Here is a 19,189-nt window from a genome sequence, read left to right as displayed (position 1 = left end):
GTTTTGGAGGGAGCACATCCATGTCAACCCTGAACGCCGGCATGGCGCGCGAGGCAGCCTTCGAGCTGCTGAGCGCCCACAACCACGACCCGTTCCACATCGAGCACGCCGAGACGGTCGAGCAGACCATGCGCTACTTCGCCCGCGAATACGACCCGGAAAACGAGGAATTCTGGGGCATCGTGGGCCTGCTGCACGACCTGGACTGGGAGGAACATGACGACGAGCCCGCCATGCACACCCTCTACGCCACCCCATTGATCGAAGAGGCCGGCGGCACGCCCGAACTGGTCCGCGCCATCCAGAGCCACACCAGCGACTACAACACCGACCTGCCCAAGCCCGAGCTCATGATGGAGAAGATCCTCTTCGCTACCGAGGAGCTCACCGGTCTTATCGGCGCCGCCGTGATCATGCGCCCGTCCAAGAGCGTCATGGACTTCAACGTCAAGTCGCTCAAGAAGAAGTTCAAGGACAAGCGCTTCGCCGCCGGCGTGTCGCGCGACGTGATCCGCCAGGGCGCCGAGATGCTGGGCTGGGAGCTGGACGAGGTCTTCGCCCGCACCATCGAGGCCATGCAGAGCTTCGCCCCCGACCGCGACACCTTTGGTAAGGACGCGGACGAGTAGCCCCTCCCCCTACTCAAGCTGCATCCATCCCGCGCCGATCCGGTTTCACTCGGATCGGCGCTTTTTCAATCCACGTGTAACCTCTATATGCGCGCAAGGCGTGTATAGGGTGAGGAGGTGGAGAGCATAGTGAAAGCATGCAAATCAGACGGAGCCAACAGCTCGCCAGTCAATTCCACGGCAGGACGGGCGCTGTAGTCGGAAGCCTTTATGGAACACGCGATCGCGCGGCACCACGCCCCCGTCATTAGGCTGGCCCTCGCCCGTACGCGCAACATGGCCAACGCCAAGGATATCGCCCAAAAATAAGTATATCAAACTGCTCAAAAGCCAGGCGCGCTTCCATGATGACGAGCATCTCAAGGCGTGGTTGCCACGCGCCACGCACGACATCAGCGTGAACCCGCATCGCCAAGCATAGCGGCGCAGAGTCGAACCGCGCGAGGAGATGCCTGCGCTTATGGACAAGGACTCCGTGGATTCCGCGCTGGAAACTGTAATGAACCACCCAGCCTGGATTGCCATGGACGGCTATATCGATGCTATAAAATCCATTGGAATCGATGAAGCCTCTCGTGCCCTGCTTGAACGGGCTGTCGCGAGCGAGCGCATGCATGCAACGAGCGACGAAGCGCCCGGTAAGACACGGCGAAGCGCCCTACGTATCGCAGCGGCGGTGTAAAAACAAGTTGCACGACGCTGAGAACCAGGGAACCCCTACTGGGGAGGCATGGGATAACCTGATTCTCGAAGTCGAGCTGTCCGCCGCTATCGAGCTCTCCTCGAGAACCCTGGAAATCACGGCGACATTCGAGGACGGAAGCGAGCTAACGCGCTCCTACCGCATCTTTTCCGTCCCAGACTTTGAAGAAATCTGGCTGCGCAACGAAGAGGCATGTATTGCCTCGTTCGAAGAAGGCGCTCCGGCATATGAACCAGAGCAGCTTTATGCCCTGTAACAGTTCGATTAACGCATGCGCAAAGCGATTAGACGAACAAGGCCGATAAACGCCGATCGGCTACGCGCGTGAACGCGGATGCCGACCGGCGTTTTCGTTCGCTTGCATTCATTCGCGTTGGACCGAGGAACCGTAACCGCTATCGCCCTACGGACGAACCTGTCCCTCGCCGCGGACGACGTACTTATACGTTGTCAGAGCCTCGGCGGCAAACGGCCCGCGCGCGTGCAGCTTCTGGGTGGAGATACCAATCTCCGCGCCCAGGCCAAACTCTCCGCCATCGGTAAAGCGGGTGGACGCGTTGGCGTACACGGCGCTGGCATCGACCTCGCGCAAGAATCGCTCGCACGCCTGCTCGTCCTCCGCGACGATCGCCTCCGAGTGACCGGTGCCGTAGCGGCCTATGTGCGCGATGGCCTCGTCCTCGTCCGCCACCACCTTGACGCTGATCTCGAGCGCCAGGTACTCGCGGCCCCAATCCTCTTCCGTCGCGTCAACAAAGTCCATGATGTCCGCAAGGTCGCGGGTGCGCTCGTCGCCATGAACCAAAACGCCGGCGGCATCCAGCTCGACCAGCATCTGCGGCAAGAACGCGTCGGCGATCCTCTCGTCCACCAACAGCGACTCGCAAGCATTGCACACGCCCACGCGCTGGGTCTTGGAATTCATCACTATGGCGCGCGCCTTATCAAAGTCCGCGGATTCATGCACGTAGATGTGGCAATTACCCGTACCGGTCTCGATCACCGGAACATAGGCGTTCTCCACGCAGTGGCGAATAAGACCGGCGCCGCCGCGCGGAATGAGAACGTCCACCGTGCCGCGCAGGCCCATGAGCACGTCCGTGGCCGCGCGATCGGTGGTCTCGATGATGCTGACGGCGTCGCGGGGCAGCCCGGCGTCCTGTACGGCATCCGCCAGCACGTGGGCGATGGCCACGCAGGAGTTCTGGGCGATGGAGCCGCCGCGAAGAATGCAGGCGTTACCCGTACGGATGCAGATGCCCGCGGCGTCAGAGGTGACGTTTGGTCGCGCCTCGTACACCATGGCGACAAGGCCCAGCGGCACGCTCACCTTCTGCAGGTTGAGCCCGCAGTCGATGGTGCGCTCCTCAAGGACGCGGCCCACCGGATCGGGCAGGATCGCTAGAGACTCCAGGCCCCGCGCCATCCCCTCGATGCGCTCCGGAGTAAGCAGCAGGCGGTCGAGCAGGCCCTCGCTGGTGCCCGCGGCGCGGGCGGCGTCCATATCGAGGGCATTGGCGGCAATGATGGCATCGGCGTTGCGGCGCAGAGCGGTCGCCATACCTCGAACGGCGGCTACGCGCTGCTCATCGGACGCGAATCCCAGCGGACGCGACGCGGCTTTTGCGGCCTGTGCCAGGTTTTCTACATAGGCAGCGATATTATCGGCCATAGGTGGCTCCTCTCGCAGATTTAGCACCACTCCATAGTACTCGAAAGCGGTCTGGCGATAGCTCCCCTCACCATCGATCGCCATTGATTCTAACATAAATATAGAACGTGTGTTCTATTCTTTTTGGAAAAGGGGTATACTGGACGCGATAAACGCCGCTGCCCAAATCGCAGGCACCAGGGAGGCACCATGAAACTCGCAAGCTACTACGTTCCCGGCCTCTATATCGAAGACCATTCCATCGACGTCCCCCTTGACTGGCGCGGTCTGGAACCCGCGCTGCTCGCGCTGGGCAGCACCATGCGCCGCGGCGCCATGCCCTCCCCTATTCCAGGCGCGCCCGAGAGCATCAAGCTGTTCTACCGCATCGCTTGCTCTCCCGAGAATTTGGACGATGACCTACCGCTTCTCGTCTTCTTCCAAGGAGGCCCCGGCGGAGAGAGCCCGCGTCCCGGTAGCGATACCGATCCCGCCTGGCTTGGAGAGGCCGTGAAACACTACCGCGTAATCCTTCCGGACCAGCGCGGATGCGGCCGCAGCTCGCGTATAAGCGGACGGGGGATCGCTCGCATCGGGCAGGCCGCCGCAGAAGCCGGCGCAAGCGCATCTCGCGCCCAGGCAGACCTCTTGAAGCGCATGCTCGCCAGCTCCATCGTCCGCGACTTCGAGTATCTACGCCTCACGCAATTTGGTGGAAGGCCTTGGACCACGCTGGGGCAAAGCTACGGCGGCTTTATAACCCTAAGCTACCTGTCGCTGTTCCCCGGCGCGATTCAACAGAGCTTTGTATGCGGAGGCATCCCTCACGTTCCCGGCACCGCCGCCGAGGTCTACGCCCACACCTTCCCGCGCATGCAGGCCAAAACCGAAGCGTACTATCGCCGCTACCCGGACGACGTCGAGCGGGTGACGGCTGTCGCGAACTATCTTGAGAGCGGCGATGTGACGTTGCCGGACGGCAGCCCTCTTACCGTTGAGCGCCTGCAGCTTCTGGGCAGCGACTTTGGCATGAAGCCCAGTTTTGAGCGTATGCACTGGCTTTTCGACCATGCATTCGAGGATCTTGATGGAAGCGTCTTGGGCATGGACGCGCCCGAACTTTCAGAGGGTTTCTTGATGAGCGTGCTCGAACGCACCAACACCTGCGCCAACCCCTTGTACTGGACGCTGCAGGAATTCATCTACGCCAGCGGAACGTGCGCGCCCATCAATTGGGCGGCAGCGGCCGAGAAGGCCCATCGACCCGAATTCGACACGCTCGCCCGCCCGCTTCTATTCACGGGAGAAGCGGCGTTCCCCTGGATGTTCGAAGAGTGCCCGGAGCTCAAGCCGTTCGCCGCTGCGATGGATGAGCTGATGCGGGATACGGAATTCGATGCGGTCTACGACCCCGCGCGCCTTGTCGCCAACGAAACCCCTGTTTACGCCGCGGTCTATTTCGATGACATGTATGTGGACTCTGGATTGCAGCTCGACACCCTTTCTCGCGTCGGCAACGCCCGTCCTTGGGTCACCAATGAGTTTGAGCACGACGGGCTGCGCGCGGGCACCAGCGTTTTTCAGCACCTTTATGAAGAAGCGCGCCAGATGGGCCACCTAGCGCGCTGAATGCAACTTACTTTTTGATAGAGACCAACCCGCGTTAAGCGAAAACGATCATCTGGTCGCGATGGATGGCGGGTTTGCCGGAGAGCGCGGCCAGAAGATGGTTGCCGGCGATTTCGTCTTGACGACGGCCGCGCGCCAGCTCGAGCTCGTCCGAACCCGCCTCCGCACGACCGCGAGCGATCACGAAGCCGTCGCGATCTCGGATATCGAGCACGTCGCCCGTAGAGAACGAACCTTCGACGGCGGTGATGCCGACGGGCAGAAGCGAGCTGCCGCGCTGCACAACCGCCGCAGCCGCGCCATCGTCCACCGTCACCGACCCGTGCGCGGAGTCGCCCAGGGCAATCCAAAGCTTACGGGGGGCGATCTCCAAGCGGTCCGCAGGGGGAACGAAAAGCGTTCCGACGGACTCGCCCGAGGCAAGACGCACAAGCGCGTTCTCCTCGGCGCCGCTGCAGATGACGCTTGCGATGCCCGCCGTCATGAGGATTCGGCTCGCACGGATCTTGGTGATCATGCCGCCGGTACCCACCGATGTAGTGGAGTCTCCCGCCGACCCGATGATGGCGGCGTCGATTTTGGTGACGCGCGGGATGAACTGCGCGGTGGGATCAAGCGACGGGTTGGCGGTATACAGGCCGTCGATATCAGACAGGGTGACGCAGAGATCGGCAGACACCAGGCAGCTCACCAAGGCGGCGAGCGTGTCGTTATCGCCAAACTTGATCTCATCGACGGTGGTGGTGTCGTTCTCGTTCACCACGGGAACAACGCCAAGTTCCACCAGACGCGTGAGGGCGTCGCGAGCATGAAGATAGGAAGACCTGCAGGCGGTATCGTGCCGGGTGAGCAGCACAAGGGAGGTGAGCAGGCTTGCGGCGCGGAATTCCTCGTCGTACACGGCCGAAAGGATGCACTGGCCAACAGAGGCGCACGCCTGCAGGCTCGGCATGTCGGCGGGCTTTTTAGCGAAGCCGAGCTTGGGCGCGCCGCACGCGATGGCGCCGGAGCTCACAACGACGAGGTTCCATCCCAGATTGCGAAGCTCTGCCGCCTGGCGGGCAAGGTCCGCGATGAAATCGCGACGAATCTGGCGGTCTTCCCCAACCAGGGTGGAGGAACCGATCTTGACGACCATGGTTTTGCGCTGGACTGACATGGAACACCTCGACAACATGCAGGCGCGCCGCCGCGAGGGTGCGACGGCGCGCGGATAATTCGTCAGCCCATCATAGCGCAGGACGCGCGGACATATGCCGGCGCGGTGTTAGAACTTGGCGGTCTTCCATGGCAGGGAGCTGGCGGCCTGGCTCATGCGCTCGCGGACGAGCGGATGCGCGTCAACACGAGACGCTCAATTCATATAAATCATGAGGCGCGATGTCTTGGCCGTGAGGCCAAGCGATACCGCTTCCCCCGGAAACAACAGATACAGTATTGAAGTAAGGAATCTCACCAAGCTCGCCATACCAAGAACCTGAGATATAAGGATTAACATCGAAAACCTTGCGCTCGCCGGAGTCGTACTCAAGGACAAGAGAACGATCCTCGCGAGGCGTCACTTTCAATAACCTTGGAATCGACATTAGACACCACCTAACGCAACGGATCAATTTTAAAGAATTGCTCTCCCGCACTCAGCAAAGCCCAATTTGCCTCTAGCTCTTCACGATATATTTCAATCCAAGCAAGTAGTAGCCTCGTTTTATTCCTTGGAATCGCCCTCTCCAGGACGTTACCCTCCAAATCGACAACCACCTCATCACCTGAGTAAATCGCATGGATATGAGGCAGATTGTGTTTTCCGCCCAATTCTCTATACATGTAGACAATGATTCAAAAAACAAACTTAATGCCGGCATGGCACCGCCTCCAAGCACCGATCGATAAACGCCGGTGCGCTGTTAGAACTTGGTGGTCTTCCATGGCAGGGAGCTGGCGACCTCGCTCATGCGTTCGCGAACGAGCTCGTCACGAACGTGGGCCAAACCGGATTCCATGCCGACCACGTAGGACTGCGGATAGAGAAAGCGCTTGTATGCAGGGTCGAGGGACCCGATTGCCGCGGTGCAACGCTCGCGCGCGACGGAGAGGTCCTCTCGCGGAGCCACCGCACGGCCATCGCGCACGCACGGGACGAGAAGCTCGCGGTAATCAAACCCGGACACGTCGGTAACCAAGGCAGCGTCGTTAACCGCGACCAGGGTGGTGCCGCACTGGTCGCCCTCCCCTTCCAAGAAGGCCTCGTCCACAATCATGTCGCACACCGGAGAGCCCGATGTATCCATATAGCGCCTAACCTGCTGGATTCCAGGAATGGTTCGCTTGTAGGGCTGCTCAGAGAGCTTGACCACGGGCGTCCAGGCGTCAGAAGAGGATGTGCGGCGGGCGGCGAGCTTGTAAACGCCACCGAGCGCGGGCTGGTCATAGCACGTGGCGAGCTTGGTGCCGACGCCGAAGGAATCAATGGGAGCACCCTGGTCGATGAGGGACTGGATGGTGTACTCGTCCAAATCATTGGACACGGAGATCTTGACGTAGCCGAGCCCATCCGCGTCGAATCGGGAGCGCACATAGCTGGAAAGCTTGGCGAGGTCGCCAGAATCGATGCGGATGGCAGCGAGCCGGTCACCGCGCGCCTCCATTTCCTTGGCGACGATGATGGCGTTCTCCACGCCTTCGCGCACGTCATAGGTGTCGATGAGCAGCGTGCAGTTCTTTGGCATGGAGCGGGCGAACGCACGGAAGGCCTCGAGCTCGGTATCGAAGCTCATGACCCAGCTGTGGGCGTGGGTGCCGAAGACCGGGATGCCGTAGCGACGGCCCGCCAGCACGTTGGACGTGGAAGCGCAGCCCGCGACGTAGCTGGCGCGCGCCACGGCGAGCCCGCCATCGGGGCCCTGGGCACGGCGCAGGCCGAACTCGGCGACGGGACGGCCCTTTGCCGCCTGGACCACGCGGGCGGTCTTGGTGGCGACCAGCGTCTGAAAGTTGATGGTGTTGAGCAGCGCGGTCTCGAGCAGCTGGCACTCAAGGGCGGAGCCCGTCACGCGCACCATGGGTTCTCGCGGAAAGACCAGCTCACCCTCGGGCACCGCATCGATGTCGACGTGCATGCGGAACCCGCGCAGGAACTCGAGGAAATCCGGGTTGAACATCTTGCCGCCGCCGGGTGCGGACAGGGAGGACAGGTAGTCGATGTCCTCGTCCGTGAAACGCAGATTCTCGACCAGTTCCGGCAGCTCCGCGGTACCGCACATGACGGCGAACGCGTTGCCAAAGGGGCGATCGCGGTAGAACGCGGTGAAGCAGCCCTGCTCCTCGAGCTTGCCGTTCTCCCATAGGCCCTGGGCCATGGTGAGCTCGTAGAGGTCGGTAAGCATGGAAACGTCGGTGGGACGGGCGATGTCGGTAAGCGCCATAGTGTCCTCCTATTGCGGCGATTCGCGCGCGGTCCCCCGTCGCGGAAGGCGCGGAAGACCGAGTCGAATTCGCCCTTGAAGCGATGGATAGAGAAATGCCGCCGGCGATTTGGTGCGTCGACGGCGGCGAAAAAGCCTAATGCAGGTTGTTCTTTACGAGCCAGAAGCCCGCAACGATAAGCAACACCACGCCGACGGCGATGATGAGCTTCTGCGCCGGGGGCATGGGCGGCACGCCGTCCTCGTCAACCTCGTCCTTGGTCATGACCATCTTTTGACCAAAGGTAAGGTTCTCCGGATCGATGGCGGGCTCCTGAGGCGCAGGCGCGCGGCGAGGTTTGGGGGCGGCGGCGGGCTTCTGCGACGCAGGGGCGTCCGCTGCCGCCTGCTCGGCGCGAAGGGCTTCGAGTTCGGCACGCTCTTTGCGGGCGCGCTCTTCTTCCTCGCAGCGCGCCTTCTCGGCACGGAGCGCCTCGAGCTCTGCGCGCTCCTCATCCGAAAGCGGGGTGTTCTGATCGGTCATGAAGCCGACCTCCTTGATGCGTCGACGCCAAGGGGCGCCGGAGTTGGGTGAAGTCAATCTTGAAAAGTATACCCGTTTGGCAGGGCTCCGTACGACGTGGGACAGGGCGCAGGCGGGACAGCCCTGGCCGCCCTCGCGGCAGTGTTCGGCAACGCGCGCACCTAGCCGATGTGCCCATTCGAGATAGCGGCGGACTCGAGCACGCCGGTGGTGTCGAACGGCGGGGTGAAGCTCTCATCCACGGCGCCGCCCTCCTGCCAAAACATGGTGGTGAAGCCGAGGTCGTCTGCATGGTCGAGCACCATCTCGTACTCCTCGTCCAAAACCGCGCGTGCAAGGTCGCCGCCTTGGTCGCGCATGCGCTGGTTGGGCGTGTACTGGTTCATGACGGAGATGGGCACGTCGCCGGCGACCTCCCAGATGCGGTCGAGCACGCGGCAGGAATCCTCCGCATGACCGGGCAGCACCAGATGACGGACGATGATGCCGCGCAGCATATGGCCGTCTTGCGCCAGCAGCTCGCCACCGGCAGCGTTGATTTGCGAGACCATCTGGGCGAGCGCGGCGGCCGCGACGTCCGGGTAATCCGGCACGTGGGAAAGGCTGCGCGCGAGCGCGACGTCGGCGTATTTGAAATCGGTAAGCCACACGTCTACCAATCCGGCAAGCTCTGCGACCGCCTGCACGCGCTCGTAGCCGCTGGTGTTGTAGACGATCGGGATCTTGAGGCCGCGCTGGCGCGCCGCGGTGATCGCAGCGGGCAGCAGATGAGCATAGTGCGTCGCCGTCACCAGATTGATGTTGAGGGCGCCTTGGTCTTGCAGCTCGAGCATGATATCAACCAGTCGCTCCGGAGAGACCTCGATGCCGAAACCCCCGGTAGAGATCTGGTGGTTTTGGCAGTAGATGCACTTGAGCGGGCATCCGCTGAAGAAGATGGTGCCCGAGCCCACCTCACCGGAAATGGGAGGCTCCTCCCACATGTGCAGCGCCGCGCGGGCGATCTTGAGCGTGGAGTCCGCGCCGCAGACGCCGCGAGCGCCCTTCGCGCGGGCTGCCCGGCAGCATCGCGGGCAGAGATCGCAGGCATCCAGGGCGTCAGGCGTTAACAGCGTATGCATTGTTGATCCCCATTTCAACGGGCTTTCGGGTTCTTTTTGGGCACGGTCGCGCCCCGGTTTCTTTATTCCTGCGCGCGACGGGAGCGATTCGCGCAAGCGCTGCCCGCCCCGGAGGCTGGTTGCAAAACGGCGCGCCTGCCAGGATGCGGGCGCGCCGGCTACGGCTTGCTATGGAATTGTACTCCAGCTGCGAGTCGAGCGAATCGCGAGGGGCGATGCACTAGAGACCGATTACCTGCCCTCCTGCATGACGGCGGATTTGATCTTGAACAGGATCATAACCAGGCTGACGCCTAAAATGATGTGACCTATACCCGCGATACCGGAGATGGCGGCGTTGGCGCCGGAAGAAAGCGGGGTACCCAGAACCTGCAGCACACCGCGAACCAACATCATGATTACGCTGAGGTTGAGGCCGACCTGGTAGCCGACAAGGAGCTTGCCCAAGCGCTGCGAAACGTTGAAGAGCTTATCGAAGACGATCAACGCCAAAAAGAAGAAGACGCCCAGCATGAGGTAATGCGGATGGACGAACCCCAGCGAGGTCGCGCCCTCAAACCCGTTGAACTTGGTGAACTCGCGATAGAACACGCCTCCCGCCAAAGCGAGGAACGAATAGACGATCGCGGCGTTGGCGTACTTTTTCATGGTTCTCCTAACCTAGCGCGTAAACGGCAAAACGCCTCCGGCACCCGCGGGCACCGAATACCGTATAGCCAACTATATCGATTGATTTGCGGAATATGAACAGAGTTCATCAAGATTGAACAACGTTCACATAAATGAATGCGAGGAATTGCGACCGAAGATGGCTCGCAGATATCCTCGTCCACGTGAAACCGCCTCTAAACCGTTTCTTCATGCGCGGTTCATCCTGAACGGCGCGTATTGGGCGGCGGGCGGCGGGGCGACCCCACGGATCTTGCAGCCCATGGCCGCGCCCTCGAGGAAGATAAGGGGAGATCGCGTTGCCGGCGACGGATAAAACCTGACGGCGCATCATAAACAACGCTTCTACCTGCGGTGTTAAGAACGAGAATATTCTCTTGATAGATTCTTGTCAGAGTAAAAATAGGCGCGTGCTTCAATAATCCGATACCGATTTCTACAAGTCAAGACTAGTAATGAAAGTACGCGGACCTAAGATATAGGTATTCCGCCCCCCGCGGAGCAACTGGGTGAACCGTCGCGTTTTTCTAGGGAGCCCACACAGTCGTTGCTGTTACAGATATCCTTCGTTGTTAAGGAAGCTGGAGAGTACGATGAGGGCGCCCACCTTCTGAGAGGTGGGTTCATTTTAGCAATGCGGGGGGCGGTCTTCTTGTCTCTAGACCATGAGTCCAGCCCGTGACGGGAGCTTTGACCATGATGAATGCGGGCAGCCACGCGTTTGCACCCGACCATATCGAAGTGCGCGGGGCGCGCGTCCACAACCTTAAAAACGTAGATATCGACATCCCCTTGGGACGGCTGGTGGCCATCGCCGGCGTCTCGGGATCAGGCAAAAGCTCACTTGCTCTGGGCGTTTTGTACGCAGAAGGGTCGCGACGCTACCTTGAGGCGCTTTCCGCCTACACCAGGCGGCGCATTACGCAGGCGGGACGCGCGGATGTGGACCAGGTGCTCTACGTTCCCGCGGCGCTCGCCCTGCACCAGCGCCCGGCCATTCCAGGCCCGCGCAGCACCTTTGGCACCATGTCCGAGCTTTTGAACGGCCTGCGCCTGTTGTTCTCGCGCGTGGGATCGCACGTGTGCCCCGCCTGCGGCGCGCGCTGCGAACCCAGCCTTGCCGTCGCAGCCGAGCAACCCTTGACCTGCCCTGCATGCGGCCACAGCTTTTTTGGTCCCGCGGCAGAGGACCTCTCATTCAACTCCGGCGGCGCCTGCCCCACCTGCCAGGGCACGGGCGAGGTGCGCACCGTGAACCGCGCCGCCCTGGTACCCGACGAGTCGCTGAGCATAGACCAGGGCGCGGTGCTGCCTTGGGGTTCGCTTATGTGGGACCTCATGAAGCAGGTCGCCCGCGAGATGGGCGTGCGCACCGACGTGCCGTTTTGCGAACTCACCCAACGCGAGCGCGATATCGTTTTTGACGGGCCGGCGGAGAAGCGCCACATTCTCTACAAAGCCAAGAAGGGCAACGACTTCGCCGAGCTTGACTTCACCTATTACAACGCCGTCTACACGGTTGAAAACGCCCTAGCCAAGGTTAAGGACGAGAAGGGGCTGAAGCGCCTGGCGCGCTTCCTTACCCAAGGGCCGTGCCCGGACTGCGGCGGCACCCGCTTATCGCCCGCCGCGCGCTCGCCCCGCGTGCGGGGCATAGACCTTGCGCAGGCGTGCCAGATGACCCTAAGGGAGCTATGCGACTGGGTCCGCGGCGTACCCACCGCCCTGCCAGAGGGCATGCGCCCCATGGCGGAGAGCATCTGCGATGCCGTTCTTGGCGGCGCGCGCCGGCTGCTTGATCTAGGGCTTGGGTACCTCTCGCTGGACCGAGCGGGCTCCACCCTGTCTACAGGCGAGCGCCAGCGCGTCCAGCTTGCGCGCGCGGTGAGAAACCGCACCACAGGCGTGCTCTACGTGCTCGACGAACCATCGATTGGCCTGCATCCCTCAAACATAGACGGCTTGCTTGGCGTGATGCGCGACCTGATTGCGGACGGAAACTCCGTGGTGATGGTCGACCATGACGTGCAGTTGCTGACGCATGCAGACCATCTGGTAGAGATGGGCCCCGTGGCGGGCTCGGGCGGCGGCTACGTCATCGCCCAAGGCGACGTTGAGCAGGTGGTCGCAAACCAGCAGTCCGTTATCGCGCCGTTTCTTGCCGGCGAGCTAGGACGAGAAAGCGCCGCAGCCGCACACGCAGGAGCCGACGACGACGCTGCGACGGCACTTGGATCCCGCGCGGACGGCCCGCGCGTAGACCAAGACGAGATGTTCGATTTGGGTCGCATCCGCTTGAGCTCGCACGGCCTCCATGCAGTCAAGCCCCTCGAGATCGACATCCCCTGCGGCAGGCTCGTCGCGGTTACCGGCGTATCCGGTTCCGGCAAAACCACGTTGGTGCTCGAGACCCTGGTACCGGCGCTGCAGGCGCTCTGCGCGCAACGCGGTCGCGATGATGCGGGGCGCCGCGGCAAGGGTACCTCGTCCACCGAAACCTCCATGGCGCCCGACACCGCCATGCCGGCGCACGTCGCATGGGTCGACGCCGAGAACGTGACCAAGGTCAACCTTATCGACGCCTCGCCCATCGGAATCAACGTCCGCTCCACCGTTGCGACCTACACGGGTGTTCACGACGAGCTGCGCCGCGCGTTTTCCAAATGCGACGCCGCGCGCGATGCCGGCCTTAAGGCGGGCGATTTCTCGTACAACACCGGTTCGCTGCGCTGCCCCGCATGCGATGGCACGGGCTCAATCTCGCTCGACGTCCAGTTCTTACCCGACGTCGAGGTCACATGCCCGGAGTGCCACGGAACCCGCTACGCATCGCGAGCCGAATCCATCAAGCGCGCCTGCGGCGGCCACCAAACCGAGCTATCGATCCCGGACCTCATGGCGATGAGCGTAGACGAGGCGCTGGAAGTGACCGGCGACCTTAAGCGCACGCACGACAAGCTGAGGATGCTCCATGATCTGGGGCTGGGGTATCTCACACTGGGCGAGGCGACGCCGTCGCTGTCCGGCGGCGAGGCCCAGCGCCTAAAACTCGCCAGCGAGATGAAGCGAGACCAGCAGGGCAGCGTCTTTGTGTTCGACGAGCCCACCATAGGCCTGCACCCCTTGGACGTGCAGGTGCTGCTAGGCGTATTCGACCGACTGGTGACCCGGGGCGCGACGGTGATTGTCATCGAGCATGACCTGGACGTCATCCGCCACGCCGACTACGTTGTCGACATGGGTCCCGGCGGCGGCGAGGAGGGCGGTCGCATCGTCGCGTGCGGCACGCCGGCGAGCATCGCGGCCTGCCCTAAAAGCACGACCGGCCGCTACCTGGCATAACGCGAAAGCGATAAACACTTCGCGGCGCTCAGCTGCCATCCCAAAGGGGGACGGTTTTCCAGCCCTGTTTTTGCATGAATACGATTATGGCTTTTCCGCAGATAGCGTTATATCGAACATGAATAACGGGCATGGGCGGCAAGACCGCCGCAGCGATTGCGGGCGCAAAATGAAAAAAAGAGGACCTCTTTTGAGATCCTCTTTCCAAGTCAATGGGTGGAGACGAAGGGAGTCGAACCCTCGGCCTCTGCCATGCGACGGCAGCGCTCTCCCAACTGAGCTACGTCCCCAAGACAAGTGACTATTCTAAACAACTCTGGGCATCTGTCAATGAGAAAAGTTGAAAACTTGAGCGGAGCGCACCCCATCGCACATCCATCCCACCGACTAGCGCGCACTTTTGCTATGACGGTGTTGTCGAGCCGCCCGCCCCCTTTAGTCGTCGCATCTCGGCTATCATAAGTGAGATTCTGTACATATCTACGATAAGCGGTATTCACGTGGAGTCTCTGCTTCCCTACATCTGTTTGGCGCTCGCGGCTTTCGCCACCACCTATGTGCTGACGCCCGTCGTCAAGAAGATTGCCATCAAGCTCGACGCCGTGGACTACCCGTCCAAGCGCCGCGTCAACACCGTGCCCACCCCGCGCATGGGCGGACTCGCCGTGTTCGCCGGCCTTATCGTCGCGTGCGCGCTGCAGATCTTCGGCACCCTCAACTGGGGCTGGCCTTCCGCGTTGGTCCCCCATCCCAGCATGGATATCAACTACCCCATGCTGGGCCTTTCTTTTCTGACCATCGTCGCCACGGGCGCGCTGGACGATGTACTTCAGCTCTCGCCCAAAGCAAAGCTCGCAGGCCAGGTTATCGCCGCCATGCTCGCCGCCTCCAGTGGCCTGCTCATCCATGCCATCGTCAACCCGTTCGAAGCGGGCGGGGAAATCTCCCTGGGCTTTTTCGCCTACCCAATCACCATCATCTATCTGGTGGCCTATACCAATATCATCAACCTCATCGACGGCCTGGACGGTCTCGCCACCGGCATCTCCGCCATCGCGGGCTGTTCCATGTTCTCCTTCGCCATCCTAGCGGGACGTGGCGACGCTGCCGCCATCTCCGCCGCGCTTATCGGCTCGTGCATCGCCTTCCTTCGCTACAATTTCCACCCCGCCAAGATCTTCCTTGGCGATTCCGGATCTTTGCTGCTTGGCTTCGCTCTGGGCTCCATCTCGCTGCTCAACGTATCGCGCACCGCAGCGCTCACCTCGCTCATCATCCCGCTCATCGTGGCGGGCGTGCCCATCATCGACACCTTCTCCGCCATCATCCGCCGCATGCGCGCGCACGTGAGCATCGGACAGGCGGACAAGGGCCATATCCACCACCGCCTCATCCAGGGAGGATACGACCAACGGCAAGCGGTGCTTCTCATCTACCTGTGGTGCATCCTGCTCAACCTGGGCGCGGCCGCCATCAACCAAGTAGAGGTCTTCTGGCGCTTCGTCATCTTCCTGGTACTCCTCGCCCTCTCCGCCGCCTTCGCGTTTAGGCTCCATCTCTTCGAGCCCGTCTTGCGTCATCATTACAACCCCAAGACCAAGAAGGATGAGATCGTCACGCCGGACGACGAGGCGTTTGCGGACGAGGTCAGGGCGGAGCGCCGCCAACACCAGGAGCGCATCGCCAAGCTCAAGCCGCGCAAACCCGGCGCCGCCCCAACCCCGCACAGCAAGACCAAGCGCTAATCCCTGCGGCGCCGCATCCGACGACCCGACGCAAAGCGCCGAGAAACCGGGTTCGCACCCGCCCGATCGAATGCCCATGCAGGCCCCATGGCCGCAACAAGACAAAAAAGGAGACCGCCATGCCCAACGAGCTCAGCTACGAAGTCAGCCTGGAGCGCAGCAACCAGATCCGCGCCGACCTGCCGCTGCACCCCGAGAAGTACACCATGCTCACCGGCGACCGCCCCACCGGTCGCCTGCACCTGGGCCACTATTTCGGCACGCTCAAGAGCCGTGTGGAGCTTCAGGACATGGGCGTGCACACCAACGTGCTCATCGCCGACTACCAGGTCATAACCGACCGCGACTCCACCGACAACATCCAGGACAACGTCTACAACATGGTTCTCGACTACCTGGCATGCGGCCTGGACCCCGATAAGACCATGATCTACACGCACTCCGCCGTGCCCGCGTGCAACCAGCTCATGCTGCCGTTCCTCTCGCTGGTCTCCGAAGCGCTGCTGCAGCGCAACCCCACCGTCAAGGCGGAGATGGAAGCGTCCGGCCACGAGCTCACTGGCCTTCTGCTCACCTATCCCGTGCACCAGGCATGCGACATCCTGTTCTGCAAGGGCAACGTGGTCCCCGTCGGCCGCGACCAGCTGCCGCATATCGAGCTCACCCGCACCATCGCCCGCAAGTTCAACAACCGCTACGGCAAGGTGTTCCCCGAGGTCGACGCGCTGCTGTCCGACACGCCGCTGCTGCCCGGCCTCGACGGCCGCAAGATGAGCAAGTCCTACGGCAACGCCATCAACATCTCCATGACCGCGGAGGAAACCGCCAAGCGCATCAAGAAGAGCCAGACCGACGGCGAGCGCATGATCACCTTCGACCCCGAGGCGCGTCCCGGCGTATCCGGCCTGCTCTCCACCGCCGCCATCTGCACCGGCCGCACGGAGACCGAAATCGCGGAGGAAATCGGCATGGGTGGCTCCGGCCAGCTCAAGAAGTACGTCACCGAGAGCGTGAACGAGTACTTCGCCCCCATCCGCGCTCGCCGCGAGGAACTCGCCCGCGACATGGGCTACGTCAAGGACGTGCTGCATGAGGGCAACCGCCGCGCCAACCAGATCGCCGAGGCCACGCTCGCAGAGGTGCAGCAGGCCATGGGCATGGTGTACTAGCGCCCTCGCTAGCCAGCGCCCGCCATATTGTTCCTAACTTTACAAGCCCGTCCGTCTCGCACCCGGTAGGCGGACGGGTTTCTGCTAGATTGAGAACGTACGGCCACACGCGGCAGCTTGTGTTTTGGACGCGCGGGGCGCGCAGGTAAAGGGGGAAGCATGTACAAGCTGGTAGCAACTGATATGGACGAGACCTTCTTGGACCACGACCACCAGATTCCCGAGGCAAACATCCGCGCGATGCAGCGCATGAAAGAACTGGGCGTGCTCTTTGTTCCGTCCAGCGGCAGGTGGTACTCCTCCATCATGGATAACTTCGCCCACCTTGACCCAGCGCTGCTCGAAGGCAGCTACGTTATCTCGTACAACGGCGGCTTCATCAACCGCGTGGGCGACCCCAAGCCCCTTACCAGCTGCGGCATCGGCCGCGCATGCGCCGAGGAGCTCTACGCCCTTGGCTGCGAGCTGGGTAAGTGCATGCACGTCAACGTGGCGGACGGGCATGTTTTCGTGTGCGACGCGCCGGAGGCGGAGCGCACCTATCTTGAGAAGATCTCCGGCGTCACGCATTTCTCCAGCGCCGACCATACGGACCTCTCCTTCCTGGACGGCCGCGACATAGTCAAGCTCATCTTTATGGATCCCGACTTTGAGGGCCTGCAGCAGCTTGGACACGAGCTTGAACCCATGGCGCAGCGCTTGGGCGTCGAGATCACGTTCTCGTCCAAACGCTACCTTGAGTTCATGCCCGCCGGCATCGACAAGGGTTACGGCCTAAAGAAGCTCGCCGAGATGCTGGGCATCCCCATGGACCAGGTGATCGGCGTGGGAGACTCCGCCAACGACCTCGCTATGATCAAGGCCGCGGGACTGGGCGTGGGCGTGGCCAACGTCACGGACGATGTCCACCCCTACTGCGACGCCGTACTCGAATCCACCGGCGACGACGGTGCCTTCGAGGAACTAGTCGAGAAATACTTGGAGCCCTCGTCCGCACTCTAGCCTTACCGACCCGTCGCGGTGGAACCGACCTGTTACAGCGGCACTTGGAATGAATGAGCGACTTGTAAGCCTTAGTTAACTTATGGAGAGAATGTGAGGGGCATCTTTTCCAGTTACCTATAGCTAACTGTTTACTATAGTTAACTCAACGACAGGAACCACCCCGCAGGCGATGAAATTAGGGGTCCTGTCAGAAGGATTGCCTCCCTCCCCTCTGGGCAATTCCAATGGTGTACCTCGGAAAAGACCCCGTCACATACAACGTGGCGGGGTCTTTTCTGCGTTTACGGAGCAGCCATAACTTAATGCTGATCGATGGTTCGAACGCTCTTGATGGACCAGGAAAGCGCCGCCAGGACGATCATGGCCACACCCACCAAAACAAAACAGCGCGTCACGCCGATTGAGTCGGCGAACAAAGTTGAGAAGATGAGGCCCACGGGCATGGCCCAGCTACATACCGCGCCGTACAGGCCAAAAACTCGTCCCAAGCAATCCGGATCGACCTTGCGCTGCATAAGCGCCATCTGCGGGCTGCTATACAACGGGGACGATACCCCCATAGCGAACGTAAACGCCAGGAACAGGGCGAAGTCCGATGCCGGCAGCAAGCCCGAGGCGAGCGTCGTGACGCCAAACAGGGCGATCGCCAGCACGCAGGAAACGCCCTGATGCTTGAAACCTCCCGTGGCGCCTATCCACGCGCTGGAGGCGATCATGCCCAGCGAGAAGACGATCTCGGTAGCGGCTGACTGCATAGTGGTGCCGCCGAAATGCTCGAACGTCATAAGCGGGAACAAGGCGGAAATGGGACTGAACAGTACGGAGAACGCGAAGCCTATCCACAGCATGGCGAACAAGCCGGCGTGGCGCCTGAGCTCCCGATAGCCCTGGACGGTATCCCGCATGAACCCGCGCAGCGCCCCGGCTCCCGCTTGATCCACCTGCTCTCGGTGGACGCGCGGCGTCTCCACGCCCGATATAGCCACGGCGACGCTCGCGATCACCGCGCCGGCGACGTCGAGCGCGACCATGGCGGTAAGACCGAACATGGGATAGAGAACCGCCGCGATGGCGTTTCCCAAGATATAGCTGCCGGATTGCATGAACTGCTGGATGCCGGCAAGACGGCCCAGCATCTCCGGCGGAGCGAGCATGGGCGTCAACGCGTTGAACGCCGGCGTGTGCAGCGTGGTGCCAAGGGCGCGGACGAACACCACCGCGGCGACGGCCCACACGGGAAGACCGCCCGCCGCCGATCCAAACGCAAGCGTGCAGCTCACACCCGCAATGAAGAGGTCGGCGCCTATCATCAACCGCTTGATCGACGATCGGTCGACGATGGTTCCGGCAAACACCCCGAGCACCGCCATGGGCAGAAAGCCCGCGAGGCTCACCAACGACAGGGCGCCAGCGGAGCCTGTAGTCAGCGTGACGTGCCAGATAAGCCCCATCTGCAACACGGAGCTGGTAAGAACTGAAAACGCCTCTCCCAGCCAGACAAGGGCAACGGAACGCTTCCAAGAAGAGCGATCATTCTTATGCATATTGATTTTTCCTTTTGATGCGATCGGTTGAAATGCA

Annotated in this window: 17 protein-coding genes and 1 tRNA gene; 8 read left to right on the top strand and 10 right to left on the bottom strand. The window is 61.8% G+C overall.

Annotated features, from left to right (window positions below):
* The first annotated feature begins 20 nt into the window (after positions 1–20).
* The 3 genes from HMPREF9452_RS08405 (at position 21) to HMPREF9452_RS08395 (ending at position 1,588) form a co-directional block, all read left to right on the top strand.
* Positions 21–629: an HD family phosphohydrolase gene (locus HMPREF9452_RS08405; protein ID WP_009141716.1), complete on the top strand. Its 609-nt coding sequence runs from the start codon at positions 21–23 to the stop codon at positions 627–629.
* A 460-nt stretch (positions 630–1,089) separates the two neighbouring features.
* A complete protein-coding gene (locus HMPREF9452_RS08400; RefSeq protein WP_040362759.1) occupies positions 1,090–1,311 on the top strand; it encodes a hypothetical protein in 222 nt (73 codons plus the stop codon).
* Positions 1,312–1,318: 7 nt separating this feature from the next.
* Positions 1,319–1,588 carry an Hsp20/alpha crystallin family protein gene (locus tag HMPREF9452_RS08395; protein ID WP_040362758.1) on the top strand — a complete coding sequence of 90 codons (270 nt, stop codon included), beginning with the start codon at positions 1,319–1,321 and terminating at the stop codon, positions 1,586–1,588.
* Positions 1,589–1,735: 147 nt separating this feature from the next.
* On the opposite strand, the gene HMPREF9452_RS08390 is transcribed toward HMPREF9452_RS08395, so the two are convergent.
* A complete protein-coding gene (locus HMPREF9452_RS08390) occupies positions 1,736–3,004 on the bottom strand; it encodes a glutamate-5-semialdehyde dehydrogenase (RefSeq protein WP_009141714.1) in 1,269 nt (422 codons plus the stop codon).
* 189 nt (positions 3,005–3,193) lie between these two features.
* Here HMPREF9452_RS08390 and HMPREF9452_RS08385 point away from each other — a divergent pair, with 189 nt between their 5' ends.
* Positions 3,194–4,612 carry an alpha/beta fold hydrolase gene (locus tag HMPREF9452_RS08385; RefSeq protein WP_009141713.1) on the top strand — a complete coding sequence of 473 codons (1,419 nt, stop codon included), beginning with the start codon at positions 3,194–3,196 and terminating at the stop codon, positions 4,610–4,612.
* A gap of 34 nt (positions 4,613–4,646) precedes the next feature.
* Here the strand turns inward: HMPREF9452_RS08385 and proB are convergent, their stop codons facing one another.
* From proB to HMPREF9452_RS08360, 7 genes are all read right to left on the bottom strand, one after another.
* Entirely contained in the window at positions 4,647–5,771 is a 1,125-nt protein-coding gene (gene proB, locus HMPREF9452_RS08380) for a glutamate 5-kinase (RefSeq protein ID WP_009141712.1), read from the bottom strand.
* 181 nt (positions 5,772–5,952) lie between these two features.
* Positions 5,953–6,198: a DUF2442 domain-containing protein gene (locus HMPREF9452_RS11605; protein ID WP_009141711.1), complete on the bottom strand. Its 246-nt coding sequence runs from the start codon at positions 6,196–6,198 to the stop codon at positions 5,953–5,955.
* A gap of 10 nt (positions 6,199–6,208) precedes the next feature.
* Positions 6,209–6,436: a DUF4160 domain-containing protein gene (locus tag HMPREF9452_RS12360; protein ID WP_083821890.1), complete on the bottom strand. Its 228-nt coding sequence runs from the start codon at positions 6,434–6,436 to the stop codon at positions 6,209–6,211.
* 80 nt (positions 6,437–6,516) lie between these two features.
* Positions 6,517–8,034: a nicotinate phosphoribosyltransferase gene (locus HMPREF9452_RS08375; RefSeq protein WP_009141710.1), complete on the bottom strand. Its 1,518-nt coding sequence runs from the start codon at positions 8,032–8,034 to the stop codon at positions 6,517–6,519.
* Between the two features lie 136 nt (positions 8,035–8,170).
* Positions 8,171–8,557: a hypothetical protein gene (locus tag HMPREF9452_RS08370; protein ID WP_009141709.1), complete on the bottom strand. Its 387-nt coding sequence runs from the start codon at positions 8,555–8,557 to the stop codon at positions 8,171–8,173.
* Positions 8,558–8,718: 161 nt separating this feature from the next.
* Entirely contained in the window at positions 8,719–9,678 is a 960-nt protein-coding gene (locus HMPREF9452_RS08365; protein WP_009141708.1) for a radical SAM protein, read from the bottom strand.
* Between the two features lie 231 nt (positions 9,679–9,909).
* Complete coding sequence (locus tag HMPREF9452_RS08360) at positions 9,910–10,326, bottom strand: DUF2871 domain-containing protein (protein ID WP_009141707.1); 417 nt, start codon at positions 10,324–10,326, stop codon at positions 9,910–9,912.
* 717 nt (positions 10,327–11,043) lie between these two features.
* Here HMPREF9452_RS08360 and HMPREF9452_RS08355 point away from each other — a divergent pair.
* Positions 11,044–13,689: an excinuclease ABC subunit UvrA gene (locus HMPREF9452_RS08355; RefSeq protein WP_009141706.1), complete on the top strand. Its 2,646-nt coding sequence runs from the start codon at positions 11,044–11,046 to the stop codon at positions 13,687–13,689.
* Between the two features lie 217 nt (positions 13,690–13,906).
* Here the strand turns inward: HMPREF9452_RS08355 and HMPREF9452_RS08350 are convergent.
* Positions 13,907–13,979 (bottom strand) — tRNA-Ala (locus tag HMPREF9452_RS08350).
* 210 nt (positions 13,980–14,189) lie between these two features.
* Between HMPREF9452_RS08350 and HMPREF9452_RS08345 the strand changes: the two genes are divergently transcribed.
* From HMPREF9452_RS08345 to HMPREF9452_RS08335, 3 genes are all read left to right on the top strand, one after another.
* Positions 14,190–15,434, top strand: coding sequence for a glycosyltransferase family 4 protein (locus tag HMPREF9452_RS08345; RefSeq protein WP_009141705.1), 1,245 nt, complete (start codon positions 14,190–14,192; stop codon positions 15,432–15,434).
* 119 nt (positions 15,435–15,553) lie between these two features.
* The gene (trpS, locus tag HMPREF9452_RS08340) at positions 15,554–16,603 is read left to right on the top strand and encodes a tryptophan--tRNA ligase (RefSeq protein WP_009141704.1); all 1,050 of its coding nucleotides are present in this window, start codon (positions 15,554–15,556) and stop codon (positions 16,601–16,603) included.
* 159 nt (positions 16,604–16,762) lie between these two features.
* Positions 16,763–17,605 (top strand): HAD-IIB family hydrolase, encoded by an 843-nt coding sequence (locus HMPREF9452_RS08335; protein ID WP_009141703.1) that lies wholly within the window; start codon positions 16,763–16,765, stop codon positions 17,603–17,605.
* A 302-nt stretch (positions 17,606–17,907) separates the two neighbouring features.
* Here the strand turns inward: HMPREF9452_RS08335 and HMPREF9452_RS08330 are convergent, their stop codons facing one another.
* On the bottom strand, positions 17,908–19,152 hold the full coding sequence (locus HMPREF9452_RS08330; protein WP_009141702.1) for an MFS transporter: 1,245 nt from the start codon (positions 19,150–19,152) through the stop codon (positions 17,908–17,910).
* Positions 19,153–19,189: the final 37 nt, after the last annotated feature.

Origin of the sequence: Collinsella tanakaei YIT 12063 (genome assembly GCF_000225705.1) — a bacterium.
Taxonomy (GTDB): Bacteria; Actinomycetota; Coriobacteriia; order Coriobacteriales; family Coriobacteriaceae; genus Collinsella; species Collinsella tanakaei.
This window is presented reverse-complemented; position numbering and strand designations above follow the sequence as displayed.